Source organism: uncultured Polaribacter sp. (assembly GCF_947497695.1).
GTDB lineage: Bacteria > Bacteroidota > Bacteroidia > Flavobacteriales > Flavobacteriaceae > Polaribacter.
On record NZ_CANMHM010000003.1, the window covers coordinates 113,589 to 126,969 of the forward strand.

Annotated in this window: 15 protein-coding genes; 7 read left to right on the forward strand and 8 right to left on the reverse strand. The window is 28.5% G+C overall.

Going from position 1 to position 13,381, the window contains the following annotated elements; all coding sequences use genetic code 11:
* Both Q0731_RS04815 and Q0731_RS04820 read right to left on the reverse strand, forming a co-directional pair.
* Nucleotides 1–1,071 carry a PorV/PorQ family protein gene (locus tag Q0731_RS04815; RefSeq protein ID WP_299060644.1) on the reverse strand — a complete coding sequence of 357 codons (1,071 nt, stop codon included), beginning with the start codon at nucleotides 1,069–1,071 and terminating at the stop codon, nucleotides 1–3.
* Between the two features lie 70 nt (nucleotides 1,072–1,141).
* Nucleotides 1,142–2,125, reverse strand: coding sequence for an alpha/beta fold hydrolase (locus Q0731_RS04820; RefSeq protein ID WP_299060647.1), 984 nt, complete (start codon nucleotides 2,123–2,125; stop codon nucleotides 1,142–1,144).
* 329 nt (nucleotides 2,126–2,454) lie between these two features.
* On the opposite strand from Q0731_RS04820, the gene Q0731_RS04825 reads away from it, so the two are divergent.
* The 4 genes from Q0731_RS04825 (at nucleotide 2,455) to Q0731_RS04840 (ending at nucleotide 5,930) form a co-directional block, all read left to right on the forward strand.
* The gene (locus Q0731_RS04825; protein ID WP_299060650.1) at nucleotides 2,455–3,186 is read left to right on the forward strand and encodes a CDP-alcohol phosphatidyltransferase family protein; all 732 of its coding nucleotides are present in this window, start codon (nucleotides 2,455–2,457) and stop codon (nucleotides 3,184–3,186) included.
* 181 nt (nucleotides 3,187–3,367) lie between these two features.
* Nucleotides 3,368–3,826: a sterol desaturase family protein gene (locus Q0731_RS04830; protein ID WP_299060653.1), complete on the forward strand. Its 459-nt coding sequence runs from the start codon at nucleotides 3,368–3,370 to the stop codon at nucleotides 3,824–3,826.
* A complete protein-coding gene (crtD, locus tag Q0731_RS04835) occupies nucleotides 3,826–5,289 on the forward strand; it encodes a 1-hydroxycarotenoid 3,4-desaturase CrtD (RefSeq protein WP_299060658.1) in 1,464 nt (487 codons plus the stop codon). Before Q0731_RS04830 ends, crtD begins: the two co-directional genes overlap by 1 nt.
* Nucleotides 5,290–5,366: 77 nt before the next feature.
* Complete coding sequence (locus tag Q0731_RS04840; protein WP_299061326.1) at nucleotides 5,367–5,930, forward strand: carotenoid biosynthesis protein; 564 nt, start codon at nucleotides 5,367–5,369, stop codon at nucleotides 5,928–5,930.
* On the opposite strand, the gene lptB is transcribed toward Q0731_RS04840, so the two are convergent.
* From lptB to Q0731_RS04855, 3 genes are all read right to left on the reverse strand, one after another.
* Complete coding sequence (gene lptB / locus Q0731_RS04845) at nucleotides 5,927–6,673, reverse strand: LPS export ABC transporter ATP-binding protein (RefSeq protein ID WP_299060661.1); 747 nt, start codon at nucleotides 6,671–6,673, stop codon at nucleotides 5,927–5,929. The genes Q0731_RS04840 and lptB overlap by 4 nt on opposite strands.
* Before the next feature lie 180 nt (nucleotides 6,674–6,853).
* Entirely contained in the window at nucleotides 6,854–7,678 is an 825-nt protein-coding gene (tatC, locus tag Q0731_RS04850) for a twin-arginine translocase subunit TatC (RefSeq protein WP_299060663.1), read from the reverse strand.
* On the reverse strand, nucleotides 7,678–8,646 hold the full coding sequence (locus Q0731_RS04855; RefSeq protein ID WP_299060666.1) for a KpsF/GutQ family sugar-phosphate isomerase: 969 nt from the start codon (nucleotides 8,644–8,646) through the stop codon (nucleotides 7,678–7,680). Before Q0731_RS04855 ends, tatC begins: the two co-directional genes overlap by 1 nt.
* A gap of 139 nt (nucleotides 8,647–8,785) precedes the next feature.
* Between Q0731_RS04855 and Q0731_RS04860 the strand changes: the two genes are divergently transcribed.
* From Q0731_RS04860 to Q0731_RS04870, 3 genes are all read left to right on the forward strand, one after another.
* Nucleotides 8,786–10,969 (forward strand): ATP-dependent DNA helicase RecQ, encoded by a 2,184-nt coding sequence (locus Q0731_RS04860; protein ID WP_299060669.1) that lies wholly within the window; start codon nucleotides 8,786–8,788, stop codon nucleotides 10,967–10,969.
* An 80-nt stretch (nucleotides 10,970–11,049) separates the two neighbouring features.
* Nucleotides 11,050–11,289 (forward strand): CopG family transcriptional regulator, encoded by a 240-nt coding sequence (locus Q0731_RS04865; RefSeq protein WP_299060672.1) that lies wholly within the window; start codon nucleotides 11,050–11,052, stop codon nucleotides 11,287–11,289.
* On the forward strand, nucleotides 11,282–11,569 hold the full coding sequence (locus tag Q0731_RS04870; protein ID WP_299060675.1) for a type II toxin-antitoxin system RelE/ParE family toxin: 288 nt from the start codon (nucleotides 11,282–11,284) through the stop codon (nucleotides 11,567–11,569). The genes Q0731_RS04865 and Q0731_RS04870 overlap by 8 nt, the downstream gene beginning before the upstream one ends.
* A 227-nt stretch (nucleotides 11,570–11,796) precedes the next feature.
* On the opposite strand, the gene Q0731_RS04875 is transcribed toward Q0731_RS04870, so the two are convergent.
* The 3 genes from Q0731_RS04875 to Q0731_RS04885 form a co-directional block, all read right to left on the reverse strand.
* A complete protein-coding gene (locus Q0731_RS04875; RefSeq protein WP_299060678.1) occupies nucleotides 11,797–12,243 on the reverse strand; it encodes a hypothetical protein in 447 nt (148 codons plus the stop codon).
* A gap of 11 nt (nucleotides 12,244–12,254) precedes the next feature.
* The gene (locus Q0731_RS04880; protein WP_299060681.1) at nucleotides 12,255–12,515 is read right to left on the reverse strand and encodes a hypothetical protein; all 261 of its coding nucleotides are present in this window, start codon (nucleotides 12,513–12,515) and stop codon (nucleotides 12,255–12,257) included.
* Between the two features lie 96 nt (nucleotides 12,516–12,611).
* On the reverse strand, nucleotides 12,612–13,088 hold the full coding sequence (locus tag Q0731_RS04885) for an Hsp20/alpha crystallin family protein (RefSeq protein WP_299060684.1): 477 nt from the start codon (nucleotides 13,086–13,088) through the stop codon (nucleotides 12,612–12,614).
* Nucleotides 13,089–13,381 lie beyond the last annotated feature (293 nt).

Genomic DNA, 13,381 nt, shown 5'->3' on the forward strand with positions numbered 1-13,381 from the left:
TTAGTTTCTAAAAAAACTATAATCAAAAGTTATCGAAAAAATATTAGAATACAAAGCATTACCAACACTACCAATATTGGTTAATGCGTAATCTATTTTAATACCATTGTATTTAAAACCAACACCAAAATTTGGCTGTAATGAGAGCGAATTTGTGTTGTTAGGTTCACTTATGTATTGAAAATTACCAACTCCAGTTCTTAAATATACCAATTCATCAAAATCTAACTGAAACCCTATTGCAGGATCTATACTTAGAGCATCTGTAGAAAAAATATCATTGGTTTTTCCAAAACGCATATTTGCATTTACTTCTGATAGTAAGTTAAAAAAACGACCTATTCTAAATTTTTTAGCAACCCCTAATTGTAGTTTAGGCTTGGTAATTTCTGTGGTTTCTGGTAATTCTTGGTTTTGACCAGGAATTGCATTTTTAATTTTATCAAACTCCTCTTCATTAATTGCCCAACTATTAAAAGTAGTTGTAATATCTCTTGCCATTAATCCAAATTTCCAAGAATTACGTTCAAATTGTATTCCTGCATCAAATCCAAATCCCCAAGAAGATGCAAAATCGCCAATAACTCTTCTTACAATTTTTGCATTTATACCCAATTGAACATCCTTAAAAATTAAATCTCTTGCATACGCAAAATTAAAGGCATAATCTACCGATGAAAACAAGCTGATGTTGTTAAAATCTATATTTCCATTACTGTCAATTAACTCAGTTGTATTTAAAATATCATCCACACCAAAACGAATTACAGAAATACCTATGGCACTCATATCATCAATAGGCATTGCAAAACTTGCGTGGTTGTAATTAGCGATACCTGCAAAGTAAGTTGCGTGCATTAATGAACCTTGATTATCTTCAATACCAACTAAACCTGCAGGATTCCAGTAAATTGAGTTTACATCGTTTGTTGTAGCAACTATACTTTTACTCATACCCAAACCTGCTGCATCTACACCTATACTTAAAAATTCATTCGAATAATTTCTAAATGCTTGTGCAGATAAAAATAAGGGTGTACAAATTAAAAAAAATAATATTTTTTGTTTCAAAGGGTATCAATTATATAGAACAAATATCTAAAAACATACTAAAATAACAGTAGTTTTTTAAAGTTATTGTTTATTGTAAGTTAATTTGAATATTTTCTCTAATAAATCGTTCAATTCTTTTTTCTAACCAAGTATTTTCCTTTGGTTTAAAAGATGTCATAAACCCAACATGACCACCATAATTGGGACCTTCAAAAAAGAAATCATCAGAACTATGAGCTTCTTCAAAAGGAAAACATTCTTTAGATAGAAATGTATCATCTTTAGCATTAATGAGTAAAGTAGGCTTTTTAATTTTTGATAAATAGGGTTTAGAACTTGCTTTTGCCCAATAATCTTCTGGACTTTCAAAGCCAAAAACAGGTACAGTATATAAATGTTCTAGGTGTTTAAATTTTGTAGCTTTAAATAACTTGTCTTTATCTAAATTATAGCTTGGAAATTTATGAGCTTTTTCTAGCAGTTTGTTCTTCATCGTTTTAAAAAAAACTTCTAAGTATAACTTATTTTTTAATTTTTCCAATTCTTTTTCTGCGGAAGCAATATCAATAGGTACAGAAACAGCAACTGCTCCTTTAATTTTGTTTGATATAGCCTCAGATTTTTCGCCTAAATATTTTAGGGTTAAATTACCACCTAAACTAAAGCCAACAATAATAATATTTTCATAAGCGTAATTTTTTAAAAGATATTTTACTACAAAATCAACGTCTTCTGTTTTTCCACTATGGTAAGTTCCTATCAATAAATTATCATCACCAGAACATCCTCTTAAATTAAAACAAACAGTATCTAAACCTTTTTTATTTAGGTGTTTAGAGGTTGATACCATGTACCTAGAATTAGAACTTCCTTCTAAACCATGAATTAAAAGTACCAAGCTTTTAGAACCAACCAAAGAAAAATCTAAATCTATAAAATCAGCATCCCAAGTTGTAATTCTTTTACGCAAGTAACTACAAATATCTTTCATAAAAAGCGGTCTGTACATCGTGTTAAAATGACTGTTTTTAAAAGGTAAAGTAGGAGTGTAGTCTGATGTAAATACTGGCATTTATAATTATTAAAAAGTTGATATGTTATAAAGTTTAAAATTTTAGTGCTTTTATTTTTTCTGATACTAATTAAATTATTTAGGTCGTAAAAATAGTGTTTTAAAAAATCGCAATTAAACTAACGTATTGTCAGTCTGAGCTTGTCGTAGACTTTTTTGTGAATCTTTAAAGATACTTTAACAAGCTCAGAAACACATTTGTATTTTTAATTGTAATTCGACTTAAAAAGTAAAATTGGTGCTATTTATCAAAAATAGGTTAAAAATTAAACAATTTAGAAAACTACCCAAAAATGATTTCCTATTTTAGCTTTCTAATCAAACTAAAAATGAATTTTAAAAAACACATTCCTAATTTAATAACTCTAGGTAATCTTTTCTGTGGAACTTTAGCAACCATTTTTGCTGTTGAAAACGATTTTGTTTTTGCGGGTTTATTTGTGGTAATTGGTATTCTTTTTGATTTTTTTGATGGTTTTGCAGCTCGTTTATTAAACGTCTCTGGTGAATTAGGGAAACAATTAGATTCTTTGGCAGATATGGTTACAAGTGGTGTTGTACCAGGAATTATTATGTATAATTTAATGATAGAAAATACCATAGATTACACTAATTTTTCTGAAGAAACAGCCATTACTACTTATTTACCTTTTTTAGGATTAATAATAACATTAGGAGCTTCTTATAGGTTAGCAAAATTTAATATAGATACCAGACAATCAGAATCTTTTATAGGTTTGCCAACACCTGCAATGAGTTTGTTTGTAGTTTCTTTACCTTTAATTTTAGAATATTCTACATTTGAATTTGCACACAATTTAATTACTAATAATTACTTTTTAATTGCAATTACTTTAGTTTTAACCTATCTAATGAATGCAGAAATTCCTTTATTTTCATTAAAATTTAAAGAGTATTCCATAAAAAATAATGTTGTAAAGTATTTGTTTTTAATCATTTCTTTATTGATGATTATTACACTTCAATATTTATCAATCCCTTTAATTATTCTATTTTATGTAGTATTATCTTTAATTTCTAATAGTAGAAAGAGCATATAAAATACGAATGAATACTTTAAAGTATATAACTTTTCTGTTTGATGTTTATAGTAGTTAAATACATCAAATTGTTTTACGAATATTAAGAAAACATAAACAAATGTTTTGGTTTCTCGGGGAATATATTTCTTATATTTGTTTACTAATTGTAATTAAAGTTATTTTTAAAAATAAAATATCAATGGGTTTTTTAATTGTTTTCGCAACTTTTTGGGGAATGGAATTTATGGCGTGGTTTACCCATAAATATGTAATGCATGGCTTTTTATGGAATTTACATTTAGATCATCATGTGCCAAATAAAGACTCTTTTTTTGAAAAAAACGATGCTTTTTTCTTAATCTATGCAGTACCTTCTTGGTTGTGTATTATGCTTGGTTCTATGTTTGCAATGTGGACAGTTATGTATATTGGTTTTGGAATTTTAGCTTATGGAATTGCTTATTTTTTTGTACACGAAGTATTTATTCATCAAAGACTAAAATGGTTTAGAAACAGTGATAATGTGTATTTAAGAGCTATAAGAAGAGCACATAAAATGCATCATAAAAATATTGGAAAGGCAGATAGTGAGTGTTTTGGAATGTTAGTTGTACCTTTTAAATATTTTAAGCAAGAATTTAAAAAAGCAAATGCTTAATGAAAAAAGCGGTTGTTGTAGGTGCAGGAATTGCAGGTATTGCAGCTGCAATTCGTTTGCAAAATAAAGGGTATGCTGTAACGGTTCTTGAAAAGAACAATTATCCTGGAGGAAAACTGACGCAACTTACAGGCAATGGATTTCGTTTTGATGCAGGTCCATCTCTTTTTACAATGCCTAACTTAGTTAATGAGCTATTTGAAATTTCTGGTAAAAAACCTTCTGATTATTTTAAGTATCATCAACTTGATGTATTGTGTAATTATTTTTATGAAGATGGAACTCAGGTTTCTGCAAATTCAGATATAAATATTTTTGCTAATGAAATTGCCAATAAAACAGAGGATTCTTCTGATAGTGTGCTAAAACACTTAGAAAAAAGTAAATATATTTACAACGCTACAGAAGAACAATTTCTAAATAAATCACTCCACAAAATAAGTTCGTTTCTTTCACTATCTACTTTAAAGTCTATTTTTAAATTGCCTTTTTTAAACATATTTAGTTCTATGAACCAAGTAAATGAAAATGCATTTAAAGATTCTAAAACAATTCGTTTATTTAATAGATATGCAACTTATAACGGTTCAAACCCATACAAAGCACCTGGTATTTTAAATATAATTCCGCATTTAGAGTTTGGTTTAGGTGCTTATTTACCTAAAAACGGAATGCATGATATTACCAATAGTTTGGTAAAATTGGCAAAAGATATTGGTATAGAATTTCTATTTAATCAAGAAGTTGTTTCTATAAAAACAGCTAGAAATAAAGCAGAAAGTGTAGTTACAAAATCTGATAATTATAAGGGAGATGTTATAATCTGTAATGCAGATATTCACATGGTTTATGACAAATTAATTCCAAATGCTAAAAAATTAAAAGCGGTAGACAAACAAGAACGATCTAGCTCTGCACTTATTTTTTATTGGGGAATTGGGAAAGAATTCCCTGAACTAGATGTACATAATATTCTATTTTCTGAAGATTATAAAACAGAATTTGAACATCTTTTTACATCAAAAACCATATATAAAGATCCAACAGTTTACATTAATATTACCAGCAAGCTGATAAAAAATGATGCTCCTAAAGGAAAAGAAAATTGGTTTGTAATGATTAATGTACCTTCTGTTTATGAACAAGATTGGGAAGTAATGATTGCAGAAGCTAGAAAAAATATTTTAACAAAAGTTTCTAGGATTTTAGGAGAAGATATTGAGAAATTGATTGAATTTGAAGAGCAATTAACACCACAATTAATACAAGATAAAACCAATTCTTTTAAAGGATCTTTATACGGAACTTCTAGCAATAACAGATTTGCAGCATTTTTTAGGCATAAAAACTTTTCATCTCAATATAAAAATCTTTATTTCTGTGGTGGAAGTGTGCATCCTGGAGGAGGAATACCTTTAGCACTTTCATCAGCAAAAATTATTGATCAACTCATTAAAAATTAAGAATGTTAAAAAATATTTCAATAGAAAATCGTTGGATTGGACTTTTATTTTTATTCTATTTTTTTGGAATCTTAGGCATGTGTCTAGAATTTTTTAGACCTTATTTTTTACTATTTACACCATTTAACTTGTTACTTACTTTATTTGTTTTTTTTAAAGTAAATAAAGAGTACAGCAAGAAATTTTTTCTGCTTTCTTTTTTGATTTTTTTAATTGGATATGCTGTTGAAGCAATAGGAGTTGCTACTGGAGTTTTATTTGGTAGTTATGCTTATGGAAGTCCTTTTGGGTTTAAGGTTTTTGAAACTCCTTTGTTAATTGGTGTAAATTGGCTGTTTTTATCTTTAAGTACTTATGGAGTGGTTGAGTTTTTTACAAAAAAAGGAATTTGGCTAATTTTAGTACCTGCTTTTTTAATGACAGCTTTAGATTTTTTGATAGAGCCTGTAGCAATGAAACTTGGCTTTTGGGGTTGGGAAAATGACATCATTCCGTTGCAAAATTATGGAATGTGGTTTTTAACAAGTTTGGTAATTCATGCAATAACATTTGGTTTTCGCCCTAAAATAAATAGTAAAATTAGTTTTGTAATTGTAGCAGTTCAGTTTTTGTTTTTTGGGATCTTGTGTTTAGTGCTTTAAATTTGATTAGAAAATCGACTCTTTTTCAATTCAAAATCTTTCCCTAAATATACTTTTCTTACCATTTCATCAGCAGCCAATTCTTCTGGTGTTCCGCTTTTTAAAATGCTTCCTTGGTACATTAAGTAGGTTTTATCTGTTATTGCTAATGTTGCTTGCACATCATGATCTGTAATTAAAATACCAATATTTTTGTTTTTTAATTGTGCTACAATACTCTGTATATCTTCCACAGCAATTGGGTCTACACCTGCAAAAGGTTCATCTAATAAAATAAAATTTGGATCAGAGGCTAAACATCGTGCAATTTCTGTTCTACGTCTTTCTCCACCAGACAATAAATCGCCTCTATTTTTACGAACATGCCCAATATTAAATTCTTCAATTAAAGATTCTAATTTAATTTTTTGTGCTTTTTTAGACAAACCTGTAAATTGTAAAACAGACATAATATTGTCTTCTACAGATAACTTTCTAAAAACAGAAGCCTCTTGTGCCAAATAACCAATGCCTTTTTCTGCACGTTTGTACATGGCATCTTTGGTGATTTCTTGATCATTTAAAAAAATTTTACCAGAATTTGGTTTTACCATTCCAACAATCATATAGAAAGAAGTTGTTTTTCCTGCTCCATTTGGACCTAAAAGACCAATAATTTCTCCTTGTTGAACTTCCAAAGAAATACCAGTTACCACTTTTCTACTTCCGTAAATTTTTTGAATATTTTCTGCTCTTAAAATCATATTTTTTAAATATGTGTCATTGTTTAGTTGTTGAAACGAGTAATTGTTGTTTTGTGTAAAAGTAGTAAATAACTATGTTTAGAATCTTAAAGCATTCTTAAACTATTTTAAAGCAAAAACACAAAGTTATTTGCTGAGCTTTTTATCTGTACTGAAAACTAAATACTAATAACCAACTACTTATTTATTCTTTCTAGCTTCTTTTTCTTGTTTTTTGATGACTCGTTTAGAAACTCTAATACCTATTTCATATAAAATTAAAATGGGTATTGCTACAATTACTTGGCTAGCAACATCAGGAGGTGTAATAATGGCCGCTAAAATTAAAACAACTACTAAAGCATGTTTTCTGTATTTCTTTAAAAATTGGGGTGTAATTAAACCAATTTTTGTTAAAAAGTAAATTAATACAGGCAATTCAAACAAAATTGAAACCCCTAATAACATATTGGTAATTAAGCCAATATGAGATTGTAGTGTAAAGCTATTTACAATACTATCAGAAATTTGATAGTTGTATAAAAAGTGCACAGAAATTGGTGCTATCACATAAAAACTAAAAGTTAAACCAATAAAAAATAGTAAAGAAGCTGTAAAAATAAATCCTCTAGATTTATTTACTTCTTTCTTTGTTAATCCTGGAGATACAAAACGCCAAATTTCCCATAATAGATAAGGAAAAGAAACAATAATACCCAGTATTAATGAAGACCAAATAGAATTCATTAATTGAGAGGTAACTTTTATACTTTGTAATTTTTTATCAGCAAAAGTAACGTTACAAAAATCACTTTCCATGTCAAAAAGATTAAAAAAATCGCAAAATACTTGATAGGTTATAAAATCTGCCTTTATGTGAGCCAATAAAAAATGATCATACACTTGCTCAGCAAACACAAAAAATACAATAGCCAAAATAAATATAGATGCTGCACTTCTTACCAAATGCCATCTTAATTCTTCTAAATGTCCTAAAAAGGACATCTCTTTTTCTTGTTTTGCCATTAGAAAATACCTTCTTTAATTAAATCGTGTAAATGAACAACACCTACATAGTTGTTTTTATTATTTACTGCCAATATTTGTGTAATACTATTGGTTTCCATAGTATTTAATGCCGTTATTGCCATTGCATCTACTTGTATGGTTTTAGGGTTTTTACCCATAATATCTTTTGCTGTAAAATTAGCAATTTCAGTTGTTTTAGAAAGCATTCTTCTAATATCACCATCAGTAATAATGCCTACTAATTTTTCATCATTTAAAACAGCGGTAACTCCCAATCTTTTTTCAGAAATTTCCATAATTACCTTTGCAATACTGTCATTTTCATCTACTTTAGGTACTTGATTATTTTCTATTAAATCAGATACTCGTAAAATTAAACGCTTGCCTAAAGCACCTCCAGGATGATATTTAGCAAAATCAGTACTTGTAAAACTTCTTAAATTTAACAAACAAATAGCCAAAGCATCTCCTAAAACTAATTGTGCAGTAGTACTTGTTGTAGGAGCTAAGTTATTAGGACAAGCTTCTTTTTCTACATAACCATTTATTGTAAAATCTGCATTTTTGCCTAAATAGGATTCAGTATTTCCTGTAATTGCAACGATTTTGTTTCCATAATTTTTAATCAACGGAACTAAAACTTTAATTTCTGGAGTATTTCCACTTTTTGACAGACAAATAACAACATCATTTTTTTGTACATTGCCTAAATCTCCATGAATTGCATCAGCAGCATGCATAAAAATAGCCGGTGTTCCAGTAGAATTTAAGGTGGCTACAATTTTGGTGGCAATGTTTGCACTTTTACCAATTCCTGTAACAATAACTCTTCCTTTAGAATTAAAAATAAATTTTACAGCTTCTTCAAAGTCAACATCAATTAATTTTGCTAAATTAGCAATAGCATTACTTTCAATTCTGATTGTATCTTTAGCTGTTTTTATAATTGAGTTTATTTTTTTCAAATGTTTTGTATTTTATCAGAATAAAAAAAAGTTATATCTTTAAATTAGGAAACGAGCAAATTTACTATAAATAATAGTCAGAACAAATATAATAGAAGGTTTGTGAATTGTTTTTAAAGTTAAACGAATATTTACATAAATGGATTTACATATTCCTCTTAAAAAATTCTTTGGATTTAATAAGTTTAAAGGATTACAAGAGCAAGTAATTAAAAGTATTGTAGCAAATAATAATACTTTTGTAATAATGCCAACTGGTGGAGGTAAATCTCTTTGTTATCAACTACCAGCACTAATGTCTGAAGGAACTGCAATTGTAGTATCTCCTTTAATTGCTTTGATGAAAAATCAAGTAGATGCCATTAGAGGTATTTCTGAAAATAATGGGGTTGCCCATGTTTTAAATTCATCTTTAAACAAAACAGAAATTGCACAGGTTAAAGAAGATATTTCAAACGGAATTACAAAACTTTTATATGTGGCACCAGAGTCTTTAATAAAAGAAGAATACGTTGCTTTCTTAAAAACTCAAAAAATTTCTTTTGTAGCTATTGATGAAGCACATTGTATTTCTGAATGGGGTCATGATTTTAGACCAGAATACAGAAATTTAAAACATATTATTAAAGCCATTGATAATGTACCAATTATCTGTTTAACTGCAACAGCTACAGAAAAAGTACAAGAAGATATTTTAAAAACCTTAGGTATTTTAGATGCAAATAGATTCAAAGCTTCTTTTAACAGACCCAATCTTTTTTATGAAGTAAGACCAAAAACAAGTGAAGTAGAAAAAGATATTATTCGTTTTGTTAAACAAAGAGAAGGCAAATCTGGTATTATTTACTGTTTAAGTCGTAAAAAAGTAGAGGAAGTTGCACAGGTTTTACAAGTAAACGGATTAAAAGCTGTTCCTTATCATGCAGGTTTAGATGCAAAAACACGTGTAAAACATCAAGATATGTTTTTGATGGAAGATTGTGATGTTGTAGTTGCAACCATTGCGTTTGGTATGGGAATTGATAAGCCAGATGTTCGTTTTGTGATTCATCATGATATTCCTAAAAGTTTAGAAAGTTATTACCAAGAAACAGGTAGAGCAGGTAGAGATGATGGAGAAGGATATTGTTTGGCTTTTTATGCTTATAAAGATATAGAAAAGTTAGAAAAATTTATGGCTAGTAAGCCAATTGCAGAACAAGAAATTGGGCATGCATTGTTACAAGAAGTTGTGGGCTATGCAGAAACTTCTATGAATAGAAGAAAGTATTTGTTGCATTATTTTGGTGAAGAATTTGACGTTGAAAATGGTTTAGGTGCAGATATGGATGATAATTCTAGAAACCCTAAGAAAAAACACGAAGCAAAACAAGACGTTGTACTTTTATTAAAAGTGATTAAAGATACCTTACAAAAATACAAATCTAAAGAGATTGTAAATACCATTGTTGGTAAAGAAAATGCGTTGTTAACGTCACATAAAACACATTTACAACCCTTTTTTGGTAGCGGTAAAGACAAATCTGCTCTTTATTGGATGGCATTAATTAGACAGGTTTTGGTTGTTAATTTTATCAAAAAAGAAATTGAACAATATGGAGTAGTAAAATTAACAGAAAAAGGAGAAGCGTTTATGAACAAACCTACTTCTTTTATGATGACTGAAGATCATTCTTATAATGAAGAAAACGACAATACAATTATTACCAATTCTAAATCTTCTGCTGGTATTGCTGATGCAAAATTAATAAAACTCTTAAAAGCTTTGCGTAAAAGTGTAGCAACTAAACAAGGAGTACCTCCATTTGCAGTTTTTCAAGATCCATCTTTAGATGATATGGCATTAAAATACCCAATAACTTTAGCGGAATTATCTACAGTTCATGGAGTAGGAGAAGGGAAGTCTAGAAAGTTTGGTAAAGATTTTATCAAACTAATTTCTAATTATGTAGAAGAGAATGATATTTTAAGACCAGATGATTTAATTGTAAAAAGTACAGGTACCAATTCTGGATTAAAATTGTTTATCATTCAAAATACAGATAAAAAATTACCTTTAATTGATATTGCCAAAGCAAAAGGTTTAGAAATGAGTGCTTTGATTAAAGAAATGGAAACTGTAATTTTTTCTGGTACAAAGTTAAATATCGATTATTCTTTGGATGATTTATTAGATGAAGACCAGCAAGAAGAAATTCATGATTATTTTATGGAAGCAGAAACAGATGATATTGAAGAAGCTTTAGAAGAATTTGATGGGGATTATGATGAAGAAGAATTGCGTTTAATGCGTATTAAATTTATTAATGAAGTGGCGAATTAGAGTTTATACTGATATAACTAGTAGGCTACAATTTGGACTTGATTCGTTTTTGGTGTATATTTACATCAAATTATTGAATTATGTCGAGACAAAGCATATCATTTACAAAGCCAAACGATGAATGGCTGAAATCACAAGTGGATAATAGAGAATATTCAAGTAAAAGCGAATTAGTTAACGATTTGATTAGACAAGCACGAAAACAGCAAGTTGAAATTAACTGGATTCGAGCTAAAATTGAAAAAGCTGAAAATAGTGGATTTACCAATGACAGTAAAGAAAGAATTTTAGCCCAATCTAAGTCTTTACTGAATGACTAAATACAAATTGACCAACGAAGCGAAAAATGACTTGATTCGTATTCATCAATATGGAGTTGAAAAATTCGGAATGACCAAAGCAGACAAATACTTTGAGTCCTTTTTTGAATATTTCGATATCATTGCTGAACGACCTTTTTCCTTTGAAGCTGTTGATTATATAAAAAGAGGATACAGACGCTGCGTATGTGGAGTTGATAGTATTTACTTTAAACTCAATGATAATATTGTTGAAATAATGACAATAGTTGGAAGACAAGATTTGAATGAAAAACTATAACGAAATAAAAAAACTGTAGTCAACAACATATATAATTTATTGCTTTATTAGGCTCATTTGCGAAAGTTCTCACGAACTTTCTTTGTCAGTAATTATTTAGTAAATTAGTGCCTAAATTCAAGTAACAAATCATATATAACCAAGTTGTGTTTAATGCGAGAAAAGACTGAACTAACAAAAAAAAAGACGAAAACAATTTAGTTTTCGTCTTTTTTTTTAATAAATTCTCACTGATATTTTTCTAAAAATTTCTTCTGTCTTGCAATCATTTGTTGCCTTAATTTATCAATGTCCACAAAATTACTTCCAAAAAAATCATAATTAAAGAAATTTTTGTTGAAAAGTGAATCTTGAGAAAAAATATCTTCAAACCCTAGATTTTCGAATCCTGAATAGTTTGAGAAAAATCGTGATTTAAAAGATTGCATTAAACTATCTTTATCTGACAATGAGAGATTATCGAACTTATCATTGGAAGACCAAGAATAAATGCTATCGTATCTAATTAAATTTCCGTTTTTATCAAATTCCTTATCAACTTTCCAAGTGCCTTTAGGTTCTTCAACTATAACAGTCTTATTTTCTTCTTTTTCAGCCTTTTTGGTTTCATTTTCTTGTCCTTTACAACTAACGCTTAACAAGCCAACCATTAACAATAAAATATACTTTTTCATCACTTTAGTTTTTAAGTTAAACTTAATTTTGGGTTTGTTATAAATGTTTTTAACAAACCACTAGTTTCTATCATTTTAATCAATCTATTTTGGTGGAACACTTCTGATTTTCGTTTACCATTTTTATACCAAACACATTCCAAGTAATTGTCATTATCAACCAAACCGAATATTGAATCCTTTTTTGGAACATATTGGATAACTTGCATTTTCGGAGAGGTAAGTTTTCTTTTAACTTTTACCCATTCCCCAGATTTAAACTTTCTTGGCATAACAATAAAATTTTAAAGAATTAAACTTATTATTAAGAGGATGCCGAAAAAATCAGCATCCTTCTTAATATTTTACTCTAAAATTTAGTGAAACAATTATGAAATATTGATGCTTCTGGCAGGCTTTTGTTTAGCCTCTTCTTTTTTTGGTAAAAGAATATTTAAAATACCATTATCATAATTTGCATTAATCTTTTCATCGTTTACACTTTCTGGTAAATTAAAGGTTCTTTTGAACGAGGAGTAACTAAACTCTCTACGAGTATAATTTTCTTCCTTATGTTCATTTTCTTCATTTGTTTCCTTAGAAATAGATAATACTTGATTATCAAGGTCAATTTGGAAATCTGATTTCTTTAGACCCGGAACTGCCATTTCAACCATAAAAGCATCAGCAGTTTCTTTAATATTTACTTTAGGCAAAGTAATTCCGGTATTAAAATTTGAAGTGAATACTGATGGTAAATCTCTATTAAAGATGTCATCTAACCAATTTGACAAAGTTGGGAAGTTTTGATTTGAATTGCTGTTCGCTAAACTTCCATTTTTAGGAACAGTTGCTAAATTGCTCATAATTAAAAAATTTAAATTAAACATTATTTCAAATTTGAAACCTTACAATTAAGATTTCAAAAAAAACCTTGCAAACAAAATGCCATTATGAATAAGTGGTTATTTTAGTCAATTTTTGTACATTTAAAAATGAAATTTTGTCATGATTAAGAATAATTAACATATTTACTGCTAAATAAATGACATATTTGCATTTGAGGTTTATATCTAAAACTAGAAAATACTTGTAAAAAATATAAACTGCCGAATTAATTTTTGGGATAAGCACTACATATAACAACGTATATAATTTA

Excerpts from the sequence above, each read along its gene's own strand:
- Q0731_RS04820 (WP_299060647.1), bottom strand. The coding sequence starts at position 2,125 with ATGCCAGTATTTACATCAGACTACACTCCTACTTTACCTTTTAAAAAC.
- Q0731_RS04825 (WP_299060650.1), top strand. The coding sequence starts at position 2,455 with ATGAATTTTAAAAAACACATTCCTAATTTAATAACTCTAGGTAATCTT.
- Q0731_RS04830 (WP_299060653.1), top strand. The coding sequence starts at position 3,368 with ATGGGTTTTTTAATTGTTTTCGCAACTTTTTGGGGAATGGAATTTATG.
- crtD (WP_299060658.1), top strand. The coding sequence starts at position 3,826 with ATGAAAAAAGCGGTTGTTGTAGGTGCAGGAATTGCAGGTATTGCAGCT.
- Q0731_RS04840 (WP_299061326.1), top strand. The coding sequence starts at position 5,367 with ATGTGTCTAGAATTTTTTAGACCTTATTTTTTACTATTTACACCATTT.
- lptB (WP_299060661.1), bottom strand. The coding sequence starts at position 6,673 with ATGATTTTAAGAGCAGAAAATATTCAAAAAATTTACGGAAGTAGAAAA.
- tatC (WP_299060663.1), bottom strand. The coding sequence starts at position 7,678 with ATGGCAAAACAAGAAAAAGAGATGTCCTTTTTAGGACATTTAGAAGAA.
- Q0731_RS04860 (WP_299060669.1), top strand. The coding sequence starts at position 8,786 with ATGGATTTACATATTCCTCTTAAAAAATTCTTTGGATTTAATAAGTTT.
- Q0731_RS04865 (WP_299060672.1), top strand. The coding sequence starts at position 11,050 with ATGTCGAGACAAAGCATATCATTTACAAAGCCAAACGATGAATGGCTG.
- Q0731_RS04870 (WP_299060675.1), top strand. The coding sequence starts at position 11,282 with ATGACTAAATACAAATTGACCAACGAAGCGAAAAATGACTTGATTCGT.
- Q0731_RS04875 (WP_299060678.1), bottom strand. The coding sequence starts at position 12,243 with ATGAAAAAGTATATTTTATTGTTAATGGTTGGCTTGTTAAGCGTTAGT.
- Q0731_RS04880 (WP_299060681.1), bottom strand. The coding sequence starts at position 12,515 with ATGCCAAGAAAGTTTAAATCTGGGGAATGGGTAAAAGTTAAAAGAAAA.
- Q0731_RS04885 (WP_299060684.1), bottom strand. The coding sequence starts at position 13,088 with ATGAGCAATTTAGCAACTGTTCCTAAAAATGGAAGTTTAGCGAACAGC.